The 20,119-nt window shown below is 42.6% G+C and carries 20 protein-coding genes; 8 read left to right on the top strand and 12 right to left on the bottom strand.

The window, feature by feature from the left end:
* The first annotated feature begins 24 nt into the window (after positions 1 to 24).
* A complete protein-coding gene (locus QE417_RS08040; RefSeq protein WP_311949132.1) occupies positions 25 to 891 on the top strand; it encodes a YitT family protein in 867 nt (288 codons plus the stop codon).
* Here the strand turns inward: QE417_RS08040 and QE417_RS08035 are convergent.
* Positions 888 to 1,805 carry a DUF72 domain-containing protein gene (locus QE417_RS08035; protein ID WP_311949130.1) on the bottom strand — a complete coding sequence of 306 codons (918 nt, stop codon included), beginning with the start codon at positions 1,803 to 1,805 and terminating at the stop codon, positions 888 to 890. The two genes, QE417_RS08040 and QE417_RS08035, sit on opposite strands and share 4 nt — an antisense overlap.
* 9 nt (positions 1,806 to 1,814) lie before the next feature.
* Complete coding sequence (locus QE417_RS08030; protein ID WP_311949128.1) at positions 1,815 to 2,879, bottom strand: M20 family metallo-hydrolase; 1,065 nt, start codon at positions 2,877 to 2,879, stop codon at positions 1,815 to 1,817.
* A 93-nt stretch (positions 2,880 to 2,972) separates the two neighbouring features.
* Between QE417_RS08030 and QE417_RS08025 the strand changes: the two genes are divergently transcribed.
* Complete coding sequence (locus QE417_RS08025; protein WP_311949127.1) at positions 2,973 to 3,650, top strand: basic secretory protein-like protein; 678 nt, start codon at positions 2,973 to 2,975, stop codon at positions 3,648 to 3,650.
* Positions 3,651 to 3,755: 105 nt separating this feature from the next.
* On the opposite strand, the gene QE417_RS08020 is transcribed toward QE417_RS08025, so the two are convergent.
* Positions 3,756 to 4,493 (bottom strand): DUF4932 domain-containing protein, encoded by a 738-nt coding sequence (locus QE417_RS08020; RefSeq protein WP_311949125.1) that lies wholly within the window; start codon positions 4,491 to 4,493, stop codon positions 3,756 to 3,758.
* A gap of 316 nt (positions 4,494 to 4,809) precedes the next feature.
* Positions 4,810 to 7,359 (bottom strand): zinc-dependent metalloprotease, encoded by a 2,550-nt coding sequence (locus tag QE417_RS08015; protein ID WP_311949124.1) that lies wholly within the window; start codon positions 7,357 to 7,359, stop codon positions 4,810 to 4,812.
* A 144-nt stretch (positions 7,360 to 7,503) separates the two neighbouring features.
* On the opposite strand from QE417_RS08015, the gene QE417_RS08010 reads away from it, so the two are divergent.
* Complete coding sequence (locus tag QE417_RS08010; protein WP_311949122.1) at positions 7,504 to 8,796, top strand: DUF2851 family protein; 1,293 nt, start codon at positions 7,504 to 7,506, stop codon at positions 8,794 to 8,796.
* Positions 8,793 to 9,020, top strand: coding sequence for a PspC domain-containing protein (locus QE417_RS08005; RefSeq protein ID WP_311949120.1), 228 nt, complete (start codon positions 8,793 to 8,795; stop codon positions 9,018 to 9,020). Before QE417_RS08010 ends, QE417_RS08005 begins: the two co-directional genes overlap by 4 nt.
* Here QE417_RS08005 and QE417_RS08000 read toward each other — a convergent pair.
* The 8 genes from QE417_RS08000 to QE417_RS07965 form a co-directional block, all read right to left on the bottom strand.
* Positions 9,017 to 9,382, bottom strand: a complete 366-nt coding sequence (locus tag QE417_RS08000; RefSeq protein WP_311949119.1) for a response regulator — start codon at positions 9,380 to 9,382, stop codon at positions 9,017 to 9,019. The two genes, QE417_RS08005 and QE417_RS08000, sit on opposite strands and share 4 nt — an antisense overlap.
* Before the next feature lie 161 nt (positions 9,383 to 9,543).
* On the bottom strand, positions 9,544 to 9,690 hold the full coding sequence (locus tag QE417_RS07995; protein WP_311949117.1) for a hypothetical protein: 147 nt from the start codon (positions 9,688 to 9,690) through the stop codon (positions 9,544 to 9,546).
* Between the two features lie 159 nt (positions 9,691 to 9,849).
* Positions 9,850 to 10,218: a response regulator gene (locus QE417_RS07990; RefSeq protein ID WP_311949115.1), complete on the bottom strand. Its 369-nt coding sequence runs from the start codon at positions 10,216 to 10,218 to the stop codon at positions 9,850 to 9,852.
* Positions 10,219 to 10,330: 112 nt separating this feature from the next.
* Complete coding sequence (locus tag QE417_RS07985; RefSeq protein WP_311949114.1) at positions 10,331 to 11,029, bottom strand: DUF1345 domain-containing protein; 699 nt, start codon at positions 11,027 to 11,029, stop codon at positions 10,331 to 10,333.
* A 54-nt stretch (positions 11,030 to 11,083) separates the two neighbouring features.
* A complete protein-coding gene (locus QE417_RS07980; protein ID WP_311949111.1) occupies positions 11,084 to 11,287 on the bottom strand; it encodes a YwbE family protein in 204 nt (67 codons plus the stop codon).
* A 143-nt stretch (positions 11,288 to 11,430) separates the two neighbouring features.
* On the bottom strand, positions 11,431 to 12,765 hold the full coding sequence (gene argH / locus QE417_RS07975; RefSeq protein ID WP_311949109.1) for an argininosuccinate lyase: 1,335 nt from the start codon (positions 12,763 to 12,765) through the stop codon (positions 11,431 to 11,433).
* 45 nt (positions 12,766 to 12,810) lie between these two features.
* Positions 12,811 to 14,115: an MFS transporter gene (locus QE417_RS07970; protein WP_311949105.1), complete on the bottom strand. Its 1,305-nt coding sequence runs from the start codon at positions 14,113 to 14,115 to the stop codon at positions 12,811 to 12,813.
* 56 nt (positions 14,116 to 14,171) lie between these two features.
* Positions 14,172 to 15,269, bottom strand: a complete 1,098-nt coding sequence (locus tag QE417_RS07965; protein ID WP_311949102.1) for a GAF domain-containing protein — start codon at positions 15,267 to 15,269, stop codon at positions 14,172 to 14,174.
* A gap of 268 nt (positions 15,270 to 15,537) precedes the next feature.
* Between QE417_RS07965 and QE417_RS07960 the strand changes: the two genes are divergently transcribed.
* The 4 genes from QE417_RS07960 (at position 15,538) to QE417_RS07945 (ending at position 20,063) form a co-directional block, all read left to right on the top strand.
* Positions 15,538 to 16,395 (top strand): NAD(P)-dependent oxidoreductase, encoded by an 858-nt coding sequence (locus QE417_RS07960; protein WP_311949100.1) that lies wholly within the window; start codon positions 15,538 to 15,540, stop codon positions 16,393 to 16,395.
* 114 nt (positions 16,396 to 16,509) lie between these two features.
* Positions 16,510 to 16,773, top strand: coding sequence for an autorepressor SdpR family transcription factor (locus tag QE417_RS07955; protein WP_311949097.1), 264 nt, complete (start codon positions 16,510 to 16,512; stop codon positions 16,771 to 16,773).
* Positions 16,774 to 16,779: 6 nt separating this feature from the next.
* A complete protein-coding gene (locus QE417_RS07950; protein ID WP_311949094.1) occupies positions 16,780 to 17,442 on the top strand; it encodes an SdpI family protein in 663 nt (220 codons plus the stop codon).
* Between the two features lie 104 nt (positions 17,443 to 17,546).
* The gene (locus tag QE417_RS07945) at positions 17,547 to 20,063 is read left to right on the top strand and encodes a S9 family peptidase (RefSeq protein ID WP_311949092.1); all 2,517 of its coding nucleotides are present in this window, start codon (positions 17,547 to 17,549) and stop codon (positions 20,061 to 20,063) included.
* Positions 20,064 to 20,119: the final 56 nt, after the last annotated feature.

Below are 20,119 nucleotides of genomic sequence, written 5' to 3'. Positions count from 1 at the left end.
GGCACTATCTACCAAATTTATACTATGAAAGTTACTAAAGAGAAGATCGCTATTGACTGGTTATTAATTGTTTTAGGAATACTTTCGGCAGCATTAGGCCTCAAAGGCTTTTTGCTATCGAGCCATTTCATTGATGGAGGGGTAACCGGTATATCCATGCTCATTGGTAACATCACAAATACCTCAATTGCCATCTATATCGTTTTACTTAATATCCCTTTTTTAATACTGGGCTACAAACGCTTGGGCAACATGTTTGCTATAAAAAGTTTGTTTGGTATAGTTGGATTGGCGTTGTGTGTAGCATTTCTACACTTTCCGGATATTACCCCCGACAAATTACTTACCGCTGTATTTGGCGGATTTTTTATTGGTGTAGGTATTGGCTTTGCCATGCGTGGCGGTGCAGTGTTAGACGGTACCGAAATTGCGGCGCTGTTACTAAGCAAGAAAGCACAATTACTTAAAATAAGCGATATCGTACTTATCCTAAATATCGTGATTTTTGCTACGGCTGCTTATTTTTTAGGTATTGAATCGGCCATGTATTCCATTCTTACATACATTGCTGCTTCTAAAATGATCGACCTCATTCTTAACGGTATTGAGCAATATACAGGTATCACGGTAATATCGGCTAAAAGTGAAGTTATGCGCAAGGTAATAACCATGCAGCTGGGCCGTGGTGTTACTATTTACCAAGGCAAAAGCGGCTATGGTAAAGACGGCCATATTAACGATCCCCGTGATATTATTTTCACCGTAGTAACCCGCCTCGAGGTTCCGGCGCTAAAAGAGCGTATTTTGAAGATCGACCCTGCTGCGTTTATTATTCAGCATAGTATTGATGATACTACCGGTGGCTTAATGAAGCGTAAAGCTTTGCATTAAAACAAGGTGTTTTGTGTTGGGGGCGTTAAAAAGGGGCGTGGTACGTTCAAATCCAGTTCCTTATTAATGCGCTCAATAAAGTAATCGCACAGTACCGGCGAGGCTAACTCGTCGGACTGGTGCATGCCTAAATATACCGACTGTAATCCTTTTTTGCGCCATTCTTTAATGCGCTCGATCCAGCTTTCAATGCGCACATAGTCGGTAGGGTGGAGGGCGTTACCCACAAATCGTAAAAACAGGCTGGAAGTGGGTAAGCCCATATGCACTACATCACGGCGGCCGGCTGTATCGGTTATAATAGCGCCTATACCCAGTTTATGCATCAGCTCAAAAATAACATCCCGGTTTTGCGGTACACCAAACCAATCGCGGTGACGCAGCTCCAGGGAAATTTCTAAATCGCGCGGCAAACTTTCAAGGTAGGCTTTTAGGACGGGAAAGTCTTTGGGCGTGAAATTATCGTTCAGCTGCAAAAACAGAGGACCCAGCTTATCTTCAAAAGCCAGCATGCTTTCTAAAAAGTCGGTGGTCAGTTCATCGGCACCCTTGAGGCGTTTAATGTGGCTGATGAGTTGGTTAAACTTAGGGCAAAATTTGAAATCGGGATTGCCGGATGCTTTTTCTTTCCACTTGCGTATGGCTTCAGCATCGTACATGCGGTAATGCGTGGTATTAAGCTCTATCATATTAAAGTGCTTAACGTACTCCTGCAAAAAGTCGGCATCCTTAGTTTTGGGCGGATACAGGTTGCCTTTCCAAACCTTTTGTGCCCAGCTGGCGCAGCCTACATGTACTTTAAATTGACTGGTATGAGCTGTTTTTTGCAGCGAAGCCGATGTGACAGGCATATCAGGTGGTAAAGCATAATCAATAACACTAAGCTCGGGCGCGGGTACTTTGCCAAATTCCATAATATGTGCTTAAACTATAGCTTCGAGTAGTTTGATGTAAAGCTCGATGCCTTCTTTAATTTCGTTAAGATAAATAAACTCATCGGCCGTATGCGAACGTGCCGAATCACCCGGACCCATTTTGAGCGAAGGTATATCGAGCAAAGCCTGGTCAGACGTGGTGGGCGAGCCGTAAGTAGTTCTACCTAAAGCAATACCGGCTTGCACAATAGGATGGTTTTTATCGATGGATGAAGGTTTAAGCCTGATAGAACGTGGTACCACGTCGCAGCTTACCTGCTGGCGGATAATGTTGAGCACTTCCTCGTTACGGTAAGCATCAGTTACCCGCACATCAACCGTAAAGGTACAGGTAGCAGGCACTACGTTGTGCTGCGAACCTGCATTAATGATAGTAACCGACATTTTGATAGGCCCGAATAATTCCGATTCCTCTGTAAAACGGTAGTTGCGGAACCATTCAATATCGGCCAGGGCTTTATAAATGGCATTCTCACCTTCTTCGCGGGCGGCGTGGCCTGCTTTGCCGTGGGTGGTACAGTCCAACACCATCAGGCCGCGTTCGGCTATGGCTAACTGCATAAGCGTAGGCTCGCCCACAATGGCAAAATCCAGTGGACCTAAATCGGGGATAACCAGCTCTAAACCATTAGTGCCCGATACTTCTTCTTCGGCTGTGGTGGCAATGCAAAAGTTATATTTAAGATCGGTACGCTCATAAAAATACAGGAACACTGCCATGAGCGATACCAAACATCCGCCGGCATCGTTACTGCCCAGCCCGTATAGTTTACCACCCTCAACAGTTGGTTCGAGCGGGTTACGGGTGTACCCCGAGTTGGGTTTTACCGTATCGTGATGCGAATTGAGCAGGATGGTAGGCTTGGCCGGGTAGAAATGTTTATTGTAAGCCCATACGTTATTGAGCTTACGTTGGTTGCTGATGTTGCGCTCTTTATAAAAGGCCTCAATTATATCGGCGGTTTTATCTTCCTCGCGGCTAAACGACTGTGTAGAAATCAGTTGTTTTAGCAGTTGAACAGCATCATTATATAATGTTTCGGTATTGATCATAGGGTTATTTGGGGCACATTGCCACCTAAATATTTTATACAAATGTATATGATTTTTACATACTACAAATTAATAGCTATTGTACATTGCCATATGAAAAACGTGACCCGAATTTTATCAGTAGCTGGTGTTTCGCTACTCGGTTTTAATCATGCAAATGCGCAGGAGCCTAACAAATACGAGCGTAAAGGCTATACACTCACTTACACCAGTAACGACCCCACCCTTGACCCTGGTATTGAAAGACGCTTGGTAGAAACCTTTTTTAACGTTTACCCCAAATTAGCCAAAGAGTATAATAAAGCTGCTTCGAAAACTGTTGCTTTTGTAGTGGATACGGCTTACAAAGGCGTTGCTGCCACTGGCGATGGCCGTATTGTTTATAACCCCGATTGGTTTAAAAAACACCCCGAAGATATTGACGTAGTAACCCACGAGGGTATGCATGTAGTGCAGGATTATAAGCACAGTGTTGGTCCCGGATGGCTTACCGAAGGCATTGCCGATTATGCCCGTAACCAGTTTGGTGTAAATAATGCCGCCGCTAAATGGGCTTTGCCCGATTTTAAACCTACACAAAACTATACCAATAGCTACCGCGTAACAGCTCGTTTTTTAGTATGGCTTGAAAAGAAGCAAAAGAAAGGTATTGTTAAAGAATTAGATAAGCAGCTGCGCGACCATACCTACACCGCCGACACCTGGAAAAAGCAAACCGGCAAAACGCTGGATGAGTTGTGGAAGCTGTATAGTGAGAGCCCGGCGATTTAATGATAGAAAGGATTGTATCACAAAAAACGGCCGCCTGATTCTTCAGGCGGCCGTAACACTTACATATGAAAACTTAATTAGGGGCTTGGGGAACTTGGGCTGTAATTACTCAGCAGCCATACGGTTTTTAGTGGCTAATACAGCGTTATAATTTGGTTTATCATTGTTGTTTTCAACTTTGATACCTGCAAAGATCACACCTTCGGTATAAGCATGGCCTTTGATAGCCATAGTAGTAGTGCCTTTAGCTAAAGGAGATACAATGATGTGAAAACCTTGGGCATTAACAGCTTTTTGAGCAGCGGTTAAAGTAAATTCGTTATTAGCTTTAGCAACCATTTCATTGTACATACCTTCGTGCTGCATGTAAAAGCTGTGGAAAGCAGCTTCTTTGTAGAAATTCTCTAACAAAGCACCGTAACGTTTAAAGTCAATTTTGTTTAAGTCTATGCGGTAATCAGACTTTAAACCGAAACGGCCGTTATTCATCTGGAAAGCATATAAACCTTCCACATAGCTTTTAGCTAAAGATGGGTTGCGGCTTAACTGGGCATTTAACTGCTGAACACCTTTTGAGTTTTTTAAAGCAGAAAACTTATTCATTACCTCAGCATAGTAAGCTGAGGTATGATCAACAATATTGGTATCGTTTTGAGCAAAATCGGTTAAGGCTAACATGGCATAACCTAACTCTACGGTTTCTGATGACTGGGCGTATACTTTACCTGCGTTTGCTTTAGCGTATTTAGAAGTAAAGCGGGAAGCAACATTTTGAGTTTGGCAGCTGGTAAAGAAAGCAGCAGCGAAAAGGATGATGGCGGCGAAGGTAAAGTTAGTTTTCATATCGATCAGGGGGTATTAATGAGTTGTTGAATTTAATTTGTTGTTGTTTGATAAGTAATAGGCAACTGTTATACCATCAACTAAACAAAAACAACAATCCAACACAAAACGGTCTTCATGCTATCAAAAACGCACATTCTGCCTCGTGCCAAAACCTCAAATAACAATCAGCGAGTATTAAACGATGGTTAATATTTCCCCAACTTTACCCGTTTGGTGGGGAAATGCTCCCCTGGCTAATGTTGCTCAATGGCAATAAAAAAGCCGTCCTGCAAAAGCAAGACGGCTTGAGTTAGTTTAAAACTATCTGTAAGAATTAGTTTTTAGGATTCAACGCTTCGGTAATACGCTCCGACAAATCCTGTAAGTGGTAAGCACTCATCGAATCGGAATTGTTAGCCGATTTTATTAAGCTATTAATAGATCGCAGTTGTGCTTTAGCTACCGACACTGCATCGGTTTGCTCTAACTCACGTGCTGGTGCACCACGGCCTGTAAATACAGCTTGTGCAGCAGCAGGTGCCGGTGCTGGCTTAACAATGTTAATCAGCTTGTCAACATAAAGCTTTTGCAGGTTACGGCGGTATACGTCAATAGCCTGGTTGCTTTTAACCTCACGGAAGATGATATTTTGCATATCGCCCATAAAGTCGGTTACCTTGTAAGCTTTAGCGCCATCTACTGCTTCAAATGCTACCAGTTTATTAAATGTACGTGGGGTAATTAAACGGTTTAATACCGCATCCTGGCGGGTATATACTACTTGCAGCGGATTAGTACCAATATTACTTAATACCTGTTGGTTAAGCATCCAGGTAGGGGTGGTAAACAATTGCTTATCTAAAAACGCCATAGCCTCGCGTTGGGTGGCGGCAGGGGTGTATTCATAAATAGCACCGGCCTGATCGGTTGATTTTGGGTTTTCGTAAATGCCGCCAATGTTTTTAGCCACATGGCCCATGTAACGGCCAAATTGGGTGGTTAACTGGTTGTACATGTTTTCCAGATCATCGTAACCTTCGCCGGTTTCTTTGGTCCACTCGGGTAATTTAACAACAATACGTTGCAGGTTTTTAATGCCGTAAGTGCTGGCAACCATGGCGTTGTCGCTCAGATCCTCGTTTTGTGAGTGTGGATCATCAGGGTTGGTTTCGGTACCAAACCAAAGGCGACGGTTTTTGGCGCTTTCGATGATCATTTTGTTCAGCTCACTTTTTTCGGCATCAGGGCCTTTATCGCCCAGGTATTTGTAACCCCACTCAATGGCCCATTTGTCGTAATCGCCAATACGTGGGTATAAACCTTTCGATGTAATGTTGTCCTCTGGCTGAGCTACGTAGTTAAAGCGGGCATAGTCCATAATCGATGGTGTGTGGCCATTTGCTTCAACATAAGCTTTATCACGCAGTTTTTCAACAGGTACGCTTGAGCTTGAACCGTAATTATGGCGTAAACCCAGTGTATGACCAACTTCGTGCGATGATACAAAACGGATGAGATCGCCCATCAGTTTATCATCAAACGTCATTTTGCGGGCACGTGGGTCAACTGCCGCGGTTTGGATAAAGTACCAATCATGCACCAGTTTCATTACGTTGTGGTACCAGTTAATGTGGGTCTCTAAAATCTCGCCGCTGCGCGGGTCAGAAATATGCGGACCGCTGGCATTTTCAGTTTCAGATGGTTTGTAAACAATTACTGAATGGCTGGCATCGTCAAGGCTCCAGGTTGAATCTTGTTTTGCAGTAGGAGCAATTTTACCTACTATAGCATTTTTAAAACCTGCTTTTTCGAAAGCCGCTTGCCAATCATTAACGCCGGCCATCAGGTAAGGAATCCACTTTTTAGGCGTAGCCGGATCGATGTAGTAAACAATTTGCTTTTTAGGTTCAACCAGTTCGCCGCGTTTGTATTTGGCCATATCGGCAGCTTTGGGCTCCAGGCGCCAGCGGGCAATCAGCTGCACGTCTTTAACACCTTGAGGGTTTAAGTCAAAATCGGTGTAGTTGCTGGTAAAGTAGCCCACGCGAGGGTCAAAGTAACGACCCTTCATAGGCACCTTAGGCAAAATAACCAATGAGGTATTCAGCTCAACCGTTACCGAGCCATTGGCAGCGCCTCCGCCCATTGCAGGGGCTGGTGTTGCACCACGGCCAAATGGCGAGGCAGCAGCCAATAAACCATAAGTTTTAACAGTGCTGATCTCTACGTTGTTCGAAAAACTGCGTACATTTTCAATATAACTGCGATCAGGTACAAGAGTACCTAAACGGATGCGTTGTTTACCTTGGGGCGAGCTGAAGAAAAATACTTCGTTATCGCCGTTAATATAATCGGTCATGTCAATAACCGAACCTTTCGAATCGGGGCTGAAAGCGGCAATATTAAATGCTGCTGCAATAGCCTGTATGTTTGAACGCTGTACGGCCTGGTACATGGCTTTGGTGCTATCGGCACTGTAAGCGCGGTACGAAATTTTGCGCATGAAAATACGGTTGTTAGGACCCTTTTCAAACTTAATAATGGTGCTGCCAATCTGGTCGCCGGCGTAACCGTCTGCAGCACGCACCTCGGCACCTGCGCGTGATATGCGGCTAACTACTAAAATTTCGCGGTTTAGCACGCTGTCGCCAATTTCAAAAAAGTATTTGTCGTCAACCTTATGGGTTTTAAACAAACCTTTGCGGGTAACAGCCTTTTCGGTAATTACCGATTTGTAAGGGCGGGGCTGGGCGCGCTGCTGAGGAGTAGCGCCGGCAAAACCACCAGGGAGGGCCGTGCGGCGTGTTGTACTGTCGGGACGAGTTTGTGCAAAACTACCCGCAGTTACAGCAGCAAAAGCCATGCTGAGTAAAAACTTGTTCATTTGTAGGGGTTAATAAATTTTCAACTAAATGTAATGGAAAGTAATTACATACTATATGCATCACTTATTTGTTACAAAATTTTATTTTGCAAAACATGTAATGGACAGATTTACTGAAGTACCGGAATTTAATTATATTACCACATGCTTTTTACCGAAGATTTTTTGCACTACTTATGGAAGTTTAAGCTGTTTGATATGAACGGGATTCAAACCACCGAGGGCGAAATGATCGAAATACTTTCGGCCGGTATTCATAACTTTAACTCCGGTGCCGATTTTCAGAACGCCCGGCTGCGTATTGGAGATACAGAGTGGGCCGGTAATGTAGAAATTCACCTGGCTTCGAGCGATTGGCATAAGCACCATCACACGCATGATAAAGCATACAATAACGTTATTTTACATGTAGTATACCAACATGATGAGGATATAGCAGGCATGGATGGCAAGCCTTTGCCAACCCTCCAACTGCACAACCGTATACCTGCCGACTTATACCTCCGCTATCATAACCTGGCTTATGGCAAGCAACAGATCATTCCTTGCGAGGGGAGTATTGGCACGGTAAAAAGCATGGCGATACAAAACTGGTTGACAAGGGTATTGGTTGAGCGTTTGCAAAAGAAATCGGAAGCAGTTATTGAGAGGCTAAAGCTAAACAAAGGCGATTGGGAGGAAACCTTTTACCAGTTTTTGGCGGCAAATTTTGGCTTTAAGGTGAATGCTTTGCCGTTTGAACTGCTGGCAAAATCGTTACCTCAAAATATTTTGGCAAAAAACAAACACATCCCTTTACAGGTAGAAGCCCTGATATTTGGGCAAGCCGGTTTTTTGCAGGACGATTTTACGGATGAATATCCTCAGAAATTGAAAACCGAATATGCGTATTTGCAAAAGAAGTATAACCTCAGCCCGGTTGAAAAACACTTATGGAAATTTATGCGTTTGCGTCCGCAAAATTTTCCTACCATACGGCTGGCACAATTCGCAACTTTGGTATTACAAGCTAATCACTTGTTTTCTAAAATATTAGAAACTACAGAAGTGCCTCAATTGCGCAAACTTTTTGGTAATATTGTGGTTAATGATTATTGGTTAAACCATTACCGGTTCGATGCCGAGTCGAAATCATCGGCCAAAAGTTTTGGTGATGCATCGGTAGATTTATTGTTACTAAACACAGTTTCGGTATTTTTGTATAGCTATGGCAGCTATCATCAGCAACAAAAATATATTGACAGGAGTTTAGAACTGCTTGAAAATTTACCTGTTGAACACAATCATATTGTGGATGATTTTTATGATCTGGGTGTTAAAGCCAAAACAGCTTTTGAATCGCAGGCATTATTGGAATTGAGGAATAGTTACTGTAACCATAAAAAGTGCTTACAGTGCGGGGTAGGAAACGAAATATTAAAATTTAACGTATCATGATACAAAAGATCTTAACCTTTTTTGAACGTTACTCGTTTGGGGTATGTACTTATTTAGGCGAACGTTTCAATGTATCGATTGCCAAAATAAGACTGTTTTTTATATACTCTTCTTTTCTGGCGGTAGGTTTTCCCTTATTTTTCTACTTTTTTGCAGGTATAGTGCTTGATGTAAGGCACTATATAAAACGCATACGTGCCCGCGCTATGGACTGGAAAAGTTAACTGGCTAACTTTAATTCAATATCTTTAATTAAAGCATTTATACCAGTAGCCACAACCGGCTCTTTAGTTTCCTGACTTTTAAAGGGGTAAGTATAATTGTTATAATTTTTGCCTGATATAAGCAGTAATGGAATGTCTTTAACTGTATCAATGGCTTTAAGCGCCCTGCTCACCACCATACTGTCCATCTCCGTAAGCATGCTGTCTATCAAAATCAAATCTGGATGGCATTTAGATATTTCGCTGAAAACTTTGTAAGAACGGTGCAGGGGACAAACATCATATCCTTTGCAGCCAAGCAAAAGCGATAGCCTGTTTAATTCAACTACATCTTCATCAATTATCATTATTCGCTTAGCCATTGGTTTTAATTTTATGTTCCTGATTTCAATTCATTACCACATTTCTTATCGAGAGCAGCAGTGTTTATTTGTAAATCTTTGAGTTAAGCAACTTGCTTAAAATTAAAAGGAGCTTATATTTTAATACAAACTCCTTTTATCATAGGGTAGATGATATATTATCAGGCAGCTTGTTTATTGCCCTGGTTGATGCCATTATTTCTCAACTGCATCATTCGATACGCAGTAAGATCTTGCTGCAATAACTTTTTTAATTCAATGTCTACCGATTTTAGCAGAATTTGAGCTTTGGTATCTGATGTTTTCATAATAGCAGTTTAGTTTTAGTTATTACAGCTAATACCAATTGCATGCCATATTTAATTCCAAGCTATGTTAAGTAATAAAAGTGCTGTTTTGGTCTTTAATGGAGGTTTTAATGTATTCAAAAATGTACAAAGCAAGGCTTCAAAAGCAGAAAATAGAATTTAATTTTGTGCAGTGAGGGCAGTTACCTTGTCAACCAGTTCGGCAAGGTTAAAGGGTTTGGCAATTACAGCTTCGCAGTTATAAGCAGTATAATTGCTATTGCGGTTAATATAAGCTGAAAAAATGATCACCGGAACATTCCCCAATTGCTCATCGGCTTTAAGCTGCCTGCAGATATCATCGCTGCTTCCTGCACTTAAATGATAATCGAGTATTACCAGATCGGGATTGTATTTTTGTGCAACCTGTATAATATCATCGCTTGTGGAAGTGGCATGTACATGGAAATTTTCATACGACAGCACTTCGTTTACCATATCGAGCAGGTCTTTGTTATCATCAAGCACCAGTATGCGTTTCGGCATCATAGTAAATTTTTTTAGGGGTATTTAGCTTAAAGTAAAACTATAAGCTATACGTATGTAACGCGCCAAGTGCTACAAGTAAGTTGCCACAATAAAAAATATTTTAAACCGGCTATTACTTGGTTGACAATAATTCGGAAGTAATATTAATACTCAAGGCCACTATTGCCGTATTAAATACAAATGCTATTAAACTGTGTATCCACACCAAGCGCCTCATTTTGCGGGAGGTGATGGCCACATCAGATACCTGGAATGCCACGCCCAGGTTAAAGGAAAAGTATACGAAGTCGAGATAATCGGGCTCTTTTTCTTCGGGGAAGTTTAAACCACCGGCAGGGATTTGTTGTCCCTGGTCGTTATGGGTGTCGTAAAATAAATGGGCGTAGCGTAGGGTAAATACAGTATGTACCAGCCACCACGATACGATAACCGAACCCATGGTTAACGCTATATGTCCCAGCACTTGTGATTCTGTCGCGCTTTTAGGAGAGCGCATTAAAAATATGATCGATAGCAAGCTGATCATGGCCCCTATAAGTACAAAAAGGAAAATAAATGTACGGCTCGAATCCTGGATAGAAGCGTATTTACGTACCTCGCGCGGGTGGGCGCTAAGTATGGTTATCCATTCGGGAATGATGAGGCTTATGGCGAAACTTATCCAGGTAAGCAGTATGGTTTCGGTACCGGGAAATGAGGATTGAACAGCGAAAGCCACAATAGCACTGATGATTATAGCCATTATAAGGCGATAATGTGCATCAAAGTGAAAGGCTAAGTTTTTGGGTTTGCTATTGATACTTTCGGGCATATAGTTGAGGGATAACAGCCTGATAAATATAAATAAACCTGATTTGTTTTTCTATTAATCTTCTTCGTCAATAATATATGCTACCCGGCCAACCTGCCCATCCTCTAAACGTACTTTTATACCTCGCGAGTGATAGGCTGCGCTGGTAAGCAGGTTTTTTACTACCCCACGGGTAAGCTCGCCGCTGCGCTGATCTTTTTTCAAAATTATATCAACCAGCAGGCCGGGGTAAATATCTTTTCGGTTTTGTCCGTTCATGGATGGTGGTTATTGGTTGTTAGGTTAAAGCCCCCTCTAAATCTCCCCTGGTAGGGGAGACTTCAAAAATATAAAACAAGCAAGCTTCCTGAAGCCCTTCCGCCTTAGGCGGAGAGGGTTTGGGTGGGGCGAATGAGTTAGCCTTAGCTTACTAACCTCTCAATAGCTTCCGCGGTTTTATCAAACTTAAATTGTTGAAGCACAGTATCCATAGCCGCAGTAATGTATTCATTACCTAAATTGCCAATGCTGCCTTCGTGGGTATGGTTAACCGTTTTATCAGGATTGAAGTTGCCTTGCTCAATGTCCAGCCCTACCTGTTTGTAAGCATCGCGGAAAGGCACACCATTCAGCACCTGGCGGTTTACTTCTTCAACGCTAAAGAGGTAAGCATATTTAGAATCATCAAGTATGTTGGTTTTTACATCAATATGCTGTAACATAAAATTGGCCATGTGCAGGCAGCTTTTCAGTTCAGCAAAGGCTGGGAACAGTAGTTCTTTCAGCAACTGCATTTCGCGGTGATAGCCCGATGGCAAATTGGTGGTCATCATGGCAATATCGTTAGGCAGGGCTTGTAAACGGTTGCACTTGCCACGCATAATTTCCCAAACATCAGGGTTTTTTTTATGCGGCATAATGCTGCTGCCCGTAGTCAGGTTTTCAGGGTAGCTTACAAAGGCAAAGTTTTGGCTTAGGTACAGGGTTTGGTCCATAGCCATACGGGCTAAGGTGGCAGCTACCGATGATAAAGCCTGTGCAATAATACGCTCGGTTTTGCCGCGCCCCATTTGCGCATAAACTACGTTGTAGTTTAATGCCTCGAAACCTAAAAGCTGTGTAGTTAAAGTACGGTTTAGCGGAAACGAAGAGCCATAACCGGCGGCCGAACCTAACGGGTTTTTATTGGTAATTTTATAAGCTGCTAATATCAGTTCCATATCATCGGCCAGGCTTTCGGCATAAGCGCCAAACCATAAACCAAATGATGATGGCATGGCTACCTGTAAGTGAGTGTAGCCCGGTAGCAAAACATCTTTATATTTATTGCTCAATTCAATAAGCTGGTTAAACAGTTCCTCAATTTCAGCAACAACCTGTTGTAACTCATCGCGAAAGAAAAGTTTAAGGTCAACCAAAACCTGGTCGTTGCGTGAACGGCCGCTGTGAATTTTTTTACCGGCATCGCCAATACGGCGGGTAAGGAGCAGTTCAACTTGCGAATGTACATCCTCCACACCGGCTTCAATTTCAAAATTATCAGCTTGTATTTCGGCATAAATACTTTTCAACTCGCGCTGAACCAGGTCTAAGTCTTCGGCACTCATAAGGCCTATGGTTTGCAGCATTTGGGTATGTGCTAATGATCCTAACACGTCAAAGGCGGCCATCTGGCGGTCAAATTCGCGGTCGCGGCCTACGGTAAAGCTTTCAACCAGTTCGTTAACATTTGTAGTTTTTTGCCACAGCTTACTCATGCTGCAAAGATGTGTATTTTTATGTAGAGGTGAAAGGAGGAATGCTTAGTCGTGATGCGCCTCTATCTTAGAGTGCTTATGCGTATCTTTCATAAACACATAAATCAACAACGAGACAGCAATACAACCCGTAACATACCAGTAAAACCATTCGGCATGGCCTGCCTGTTTAAACCAAAGGGCAAAGTATTCGGCTGTGCCGCCAAATAGCGAAACGGCAATGGCATACGGAAAGCCCACACCCAAAGCCCGTACCTCTGCCGGGAACAATTCGGCTTTTACCACGGCATTAATGGAGGTGTATCCGCTTACAATAATCAGTGCTAAAAAAATCAGTCCGAAAGCCATCCATTCATCAGTAGTATGGCTAAGCGTATTTAAAAGCGGAATAGTAGCCAGTGAGCCTAACAAGCCGAAAGCAATAAGTAATGGTCGACGACCAATACGGTCAGATAGTGCCCCGAACACAGGCTGCAACAACATAAAAGCCAGCAGCGTAAAGGTTGATATACTGGTAGCCTCAGTTTTACTAAAGCCCGATGTATTCACCAAAAACTTTTGCATATACGTGGTAAAGGTGTAAAAAGCTACCGTGCCGCCCAAAGTTAGGCCTATAACGGTTGCCACGGCCCTGGGGTGCTGCATTAAGGCTTTGATGGTGCCGTGTGCTTCGGTTTTTTCTTCCGCTTTAAACGAGGCCGATTCATGAAGGCTTCTTCGCAGAAACATAACACTAATAGCCAGCACAGCACCAATACCAAACGGTATACGCCAGCCCCAGCTATGCAATTGAGCATCGGTTAAAAATAGTTGTTGCAATAAAACTAACACACCCAAGGCTATCAATTGCCCCATAATTAAGGTAACGTACTGAAAGCTGGAGTAAAAGCCGCGGTTGTGCTTGGTTGCCATTTCGCTCAAGTAGGTGGCGCTGGTACCATACTCGCCGCCAACACTAAGACCCTGGATAATACGAGCCAGCACCAGTAAAATTGGCGCAGCAATACCTATTGATTTATAACCCGGCGCAAATGTGATGATCAATGAGCCCAAACTCATGAGCAGTATAGATGCCGTTAAAGCTTTTTTGCGGCCATGCTTATCGGCATAGGTACCCATTAGCCAACCGCCAACCGGGCGCATTAAAAAGCCTATGGCAAATATGCCTGCCGTATTTAGCAATTGTGCCGTACTATCGCCTTCAGGAAAAAATGCCGATGAAAAATATAACGAGAAAGCCGAATACACATACCAATCATACCATTCAACCAAATTACCCAATGAACCACCTATAATTGATTTTAAGCGTTGAACAACGGTGAGCGGCTGATGATGCTGTGTAAATTCCATAATTGGGGCTGTGGTTAAACAAACATACAAAATGGAATGGCAAGAAATTAGACCGGTTAAAAAGTATAATCTTTAGGAATATGGTCGAGTTGGCTGCTGGTTTCTGTGCTTTTTACAATGTCATGTATTGTTTCATCAAGCTCCAGCACTGTTTGTTCCATCATCTTTAAAATTCCCGAGTTGCCTTCGGTTTCTTCAAGTTTCAGCAGGTTCATTAAGCCCAAAATAGATGCTACGGGTTTACGTAACTGGTGTGATTGCATAAATGCGATTTTGCGCAGGGCTTCGTTTTGTTCAAGTATTTTTTGTTCGTTTTGCTTGCGTTGGGTTATATCGGTGCTGTTAAATGATACACCTATAATATTGCCATCGCTATTGTATGTAGGGTTATAACTTATTTTAACCCACATAGGGTCGAGATCTTTAAATTTAACCTGTCTTTCGCCACTAAAGCTTTCACCATTTAGTGCTATTTGCACATTTTTTTCAAAGTCGGCAATATATGGCGGGTAAATAAAATCGGTTGCCTTTACTCCGGCCGTAATTGATTTGCCAAACAGCATATAAGCAATGTCATGAAAGGTTTTGTTAAAGGTTATAACTTCCATGTTAAGGCCGATAAGCAAATGGCTCGATTTTGAGCTTTCGAAAAACGAGCGGAGTTTATTTTCCGAATTTTTGGCCTCCATGAATTGCTCGCGCAATACATCAATGCTCATTTCAAACTCAACCATAGTTACCGCCTGCCGCGATAGCAGCTCGAGCATACGCTTGCGACGCTCTGATAGTTTTTTAGCCTCAACTCCCAATACATATAATGCGCCAATAGTTTTACCATCATAGGTAGTTAAAGGAATGCCTGCATAAAACCTAAAATGAGGTGTTCCTTTTACTAAAGGATGTGTTGCTAATTCAGTGTGTAATTGCAAATCCTCAATTACTGTAACTTGCTTATCATTTAGGTTGATGTCTAACAGACTGTTTTCAACAGCAATGTGTTCGGCAAGGGTGCCAAACTTTGAGTGTTGAACAATCTTGCCATCCTCGCCTAAAACTAAAAATGCGGCAGGCACCTGGCATGTTTCGGCGGCCAGGGTAACAATATTCTGCAACTCGTCTTCGCGGCTGATGTTAAGGTCCAAAAATCTCTCCATCGACCGGATTTTATTCAATCCGTTATAAGGCATATGTATTTTAGCGGAAAAACAATTGGATGTATAATCACAACAATATACGTTAGATGCATTGTATTAGTTGTGTTTGGAACACTTTTAGTAATATTTTATTGTAATATTAGTAGGTGCAGCTATAAGGCTTAGTAATATAGTGGTTTTGAAACTTTTCAAAATGCTTGCCTTTGTAGCTTGATGCTTAAACTTATAAACCGAATATTTGTTGGCTGTAAAACGTTATTATGCTGCTATGAATAAACAAAAAATAGGCTGGGCCGGATTAGGCAATATGGGTAACCCTATGGTTAAAAATCTACTCAAGGCAGGTTACCCTGTCGAGGTTTATAACCGTACCCGGCAAAAAGAACAGGAGGTGATTGAAGCCGGAGCAAAATCGGCCGCCGGACTGCAGGAGTTAGCCGCTGGCAACGACCTCGTTTTTGTTATGGTATCTGATGATGCCGTATCAAAAGAAATATTCTCTTCTGAAGATGGTCTGCTTGCTGGTGATGTTGCAGGTAAGCTGTTTATTAACGTAAGCACGGTATCGCCCGAAACCTCCAGGCATTTAGATGAGCAATGCCGGGTAAAAGGAGCCGGGTTTTTGGAAGCACCGGTATCGGGCAGTGTAAAACCAGCGCAGGATGGCACCCTCATTATGCTCGTTGGAGGTAATGCCGAAGCATTTGAAAAGGCAAAGCCGGCTTTAGATGTTTTAGGCAAAATGTCGGTTTTATTAGGTGCAGTAGGTACAGGAGCATCGGCTAAGTTAGCTGTAAATTATTTTTTGGCGCTAAATGTACAAGGCTTGGCCGAGGCCGTGCAATTTGCACAAACCAACGGCGTAAAGCCCGAAGACATGCTGAACATTATAAACGAAGGTGCGGTAGGCAGTGCCATAACCAAATTAAAAACCCCATCTATTCTTAGCGGGCAGTTTCCGGCGGCATTTGCCTTGAAACACATGGCCAAAGATCTGCGCCTCGCTAAAGAGCAGAAACTCATTTCGCCGCTGAGCACGCCGGTATATGAAAGCTTTAAAGCCGCGCAGGAGCAGGGGTTGGGAGATGAAGATTTAATGGCTGTTTATAAGTATCTGGCTAAGTAAGTTATCGAAAGTATATATAACCAAGAGGCACAATACGTTGTGTCTCTTTTTTATTTTATGGGAAATTGATTTGCATTTGTAACAAAGTATTTAGATATTTATCTAAATACTTAAATGAACTTAGTTTTTAAAGCTCTTAATGATAATACCAGGCGCGAGATACTGGAAATGCTGAAGGAAAAAGATATGACCGCCGGCGAAATTGCCGAGCGTTTCAATATATCAAAGCCCAGTATATCGCACCACCTCGATTTGTTGCGGCAGGCCGGGTTGGTGGTATCGGTAAAAGAGGGGCAATTCATCAACTACTCGCTTAATACCACCGTAATGGACGAGATGTTAAAATGGTTAATGCAATTTACTACACCTAATAAATAACTCATTATGAAAAAGTTTTCGTGGTATGATGTTGCGGCGTTTGCTATTTGGCTAATGCCCATAGTTTATTTAATTAACATATACCCAGCGTTGCCTGCCAAAGTTGCACTGCATTTTGGTTTAGATGGTAAACCCGACCGCTATGGCGATTCAAATGAGTTGCTGGTGCCGGTAGGCATTATGGCAGTTACATCCTTAGGTACCTACCTGCTTATTAATTTTTTGCCGCGAATTGACCCTAAGCAAAAAGCTAAATATAGTGCAGATACTTTTCAAAAAATGGCACTGGGTTTAGTGGTGTTTTTATCAGCCATTAATGTAGTTATTATTGCCGCTGCTGAAGGTGATTTGCAAATTGAAAAAATACTGTTTCCTATGCTGGGATTGTTTTTTGCTTTTTTAGGTAATATTATGCACAGCCTTAAACCAAACTACTTTGCCGGCATACGTACACACTGGACTTTAGAAAGCGAAGAGACCTGGACTGCTACACACCGCCTGGCTGGTAAAGTTTGGTTTGCAGGCGGGTTAATTATTACCGTAGTCACTTTACTTTTAACGGCCAGAGCGGCCAATATTGTGTTTTTATCGTTAACTGGAGTGATGGTTGTGGTACCTATGGTTTTCTCCTACATCTATTTCAAAAATCACCGCATTAAAACAAAGTAATTGCTATGGCTTTGTAAACACTTCATTACAAACGGGGCAAAGTTTTGTCCCGTTTTTTTTATGTGCGTATTTTAAAATAACTTCCGTTTTTCAATTCTCAAAACATGAAGAAACTGTACTCTCTTATCGCTCTTCCGTTGCTTGTCGCACAGGCTTATGCGCAAAGCCCGGTGGTTGCACAGCCTGTAATTAAGGGTAATTATCAGCTGGCTTCCCGGTACTCTCCGACCAAAATCCGTAAAATGGTGTTCAGCACCTCGGTCGACGCGCATTGGTTAAAGAGCTCAGATCGGTTTTGGTATATGTACGAAACCGGTAACGGCAAGCAATGGTACATTGTCGACCCTTCATCTCGCAGTAAAAAGGTTTTGTTTGATAACGCAAAGCTGGCAGCAGCTATTACACTAATTGTAAAAGATCCGTTTGATGCCCAGCATTTACCTATCGAAAACCTCAAGTTTACAAAAGATGAAAAGACTATCCAGTTTGAACTGAAAAGTACTGTTGAGCAGCTTAAAAAAGACCGTAAGGATAAAAAGGCTGCCGATTCACTTGAAAAGAAAACCTTTTACTTTCAATATAACCTGCAAGACCAAAAACTGGTTGAGTTGAAGAACTATGAAAAAGTAAAACCCAAACCCATGTGGGCCAGCATAGCGCCCGATAGTTCGGCAATTATTTTCTCTAAAAAGTACAACTTGTACTGGATGGATAAAGCCAATTATAAAAAAGCTTTAAAAGATGAAAACGACAGCACGATTGTAGAGCATCAGCTAACTAAAGATGGGGTAGAAAACTACGAATACGGCAGTAGCTTTGGCAACGAAACGAATGTAGAGCGAGAAAAAAATGCCAAAAAACGCAAGGGAGCACAGGTGCTATGGTCGCCAGATGCCAAACATTTTGTGCTGATGCGTACCGACCAGCGTATGGTGAAGGATTTTTGGGTAATTAACAGCGTGGCCATGCCTCGCCCAACACTCGAAACCTATAAGTACCAGATGCCTGGTGAAAAAGAAGCTCCCTTGCGCGAGATGTTATTGTTTGATTTTGCAGCCAAAACTTCGAAAAAGCTGAATGTAGCCGTGTTTAAAGATCAGGAACTATCTACCTGGCCTGCGCCGCAGTTGCAAAAAAACAGAGACGATGAGTTTCGCCCATCGGTTTGGTTGGGTAGCAACAGCAAGTTTTATTTTTACCGTACCGGCCGCGATTTAAAGAAGATCGATGTTTGTACGGTTGATATTAATACCGGCGCAGTGAAGGTAGTAATAGAAGAGCGAATGAACACTTACGTGGAAATTAACCGTCCGGGATTGATTAACGATGGTAAAGAGTTAGTACAATGGTCTGAGCGTGATGGCTGGGCTCATTTTTATTTGTATGATGAAACTGGTAAACTTAAAAATCAGATAACTTCAGGCTCTTTCCATTGCGAGGATATAGTAAACATCGACCAAAAGAACCGTGTACTGTACTTTACCGCATCGGGCCGCGAGGCGCAAGACCCTTATTACCTGCACCTGTACCGCATCAATTTAGATGGCTCGCACCTTGAATTGCTTAACCCCGGAAACTTTGATAATACGTTAAGCATGAGCGATGATAGCCATTATTTCATCAATACGGCATCGCGGGTAAATGCTGCACCAAAATCGGTTTTGTATGATAATGCCGGGCATAAGTTAATGGATCTGGAATCTACTGATCTGTCGGCATTACTGGCATCGGGATATAAATTTCCTGAGCCATTTAAAGTTAAGGCCGATGATGGCATTACTGATCTGTATGGCGTAATGTATAAGCCGTTTGATTTTGACCCGGCTAAAAAATACCCCATCATCGAGTACGTATATCCCGGACCTCAAACCGAGGCTGTGAATAAAGCTTTTACCTCGAGTATGAATAATGTTGACCGCTTGGCACAGTTGGGCTTTGTGGTAATATCGGTAGGTAACCGTGGTGGCAACCCCGGCCGCAGCAAATGGTACCATACCTATGGTTATGGTAACCTGCGCGATTACGGCCTGGCCGATAAAAAGGCAACTGTTGAGCAACTGGCTGATAAATATCCGTTTATTGATATAACCCGTGTGGGTATAACCGGTCATTCAGGCGGTGGCTTTATGTCTACCGCGGCAATGTTGGTTTATCCCGATTTTTACAAGGTAGCCGTATCTGAATCGGGTAACCACGATAACAGCATTTACAATCGCTGGTGGAGCGAAAAGCATCATGGAGTTAAAGAAATTATCACTCCTAAAGGCGATACTATTTTCCAATACAGCATTGATAAAAACCAGGATCTGGCTAAAAACCTGAAAGGCCGACTTATGCTATCAACCGGTGATATTGATAACAATGTGCATCCTGCCGGAACCATCCGCGTAGCTAATGCATTAATTAAAGCAAACAAGCGTTTTGATTTTGTGCTGTTGCCGGGTCAGCGCCATGCTTATGGCGATATGACCGAGTATTTCTTTTGGCAAAAAGCCGATTACTTTGTAAAGTATTTGCTGGGCGATTTCTCTCAACCGGTAGATATTACCGAGATAGAGCGCGATGTTGAACAGAACAACAAACGTGCTGCCGGGACCGGTGGTGAAACTGCAGGGCAATAAAATATACCCGATCTAACATCTAAAAGCGCTACAGAACTTTTTCTGTAGCACTTTTT

Source organism: Mucilaginibacter terrae, assembly GCF_031951985.1.
Classification (GTDB): Bacteria; Bacteroidota; Bacteroidia; order Sphingobacteriales; family Sphingobacteriaceae; genus Mucilaginibacter; species Mucilaginibacter terrae_A.
The sequence above is the reverse complement of the archived record's forward strand: the minus strand, read 5'-3'. Positions and strand labels throughout refer to the sequence as shown.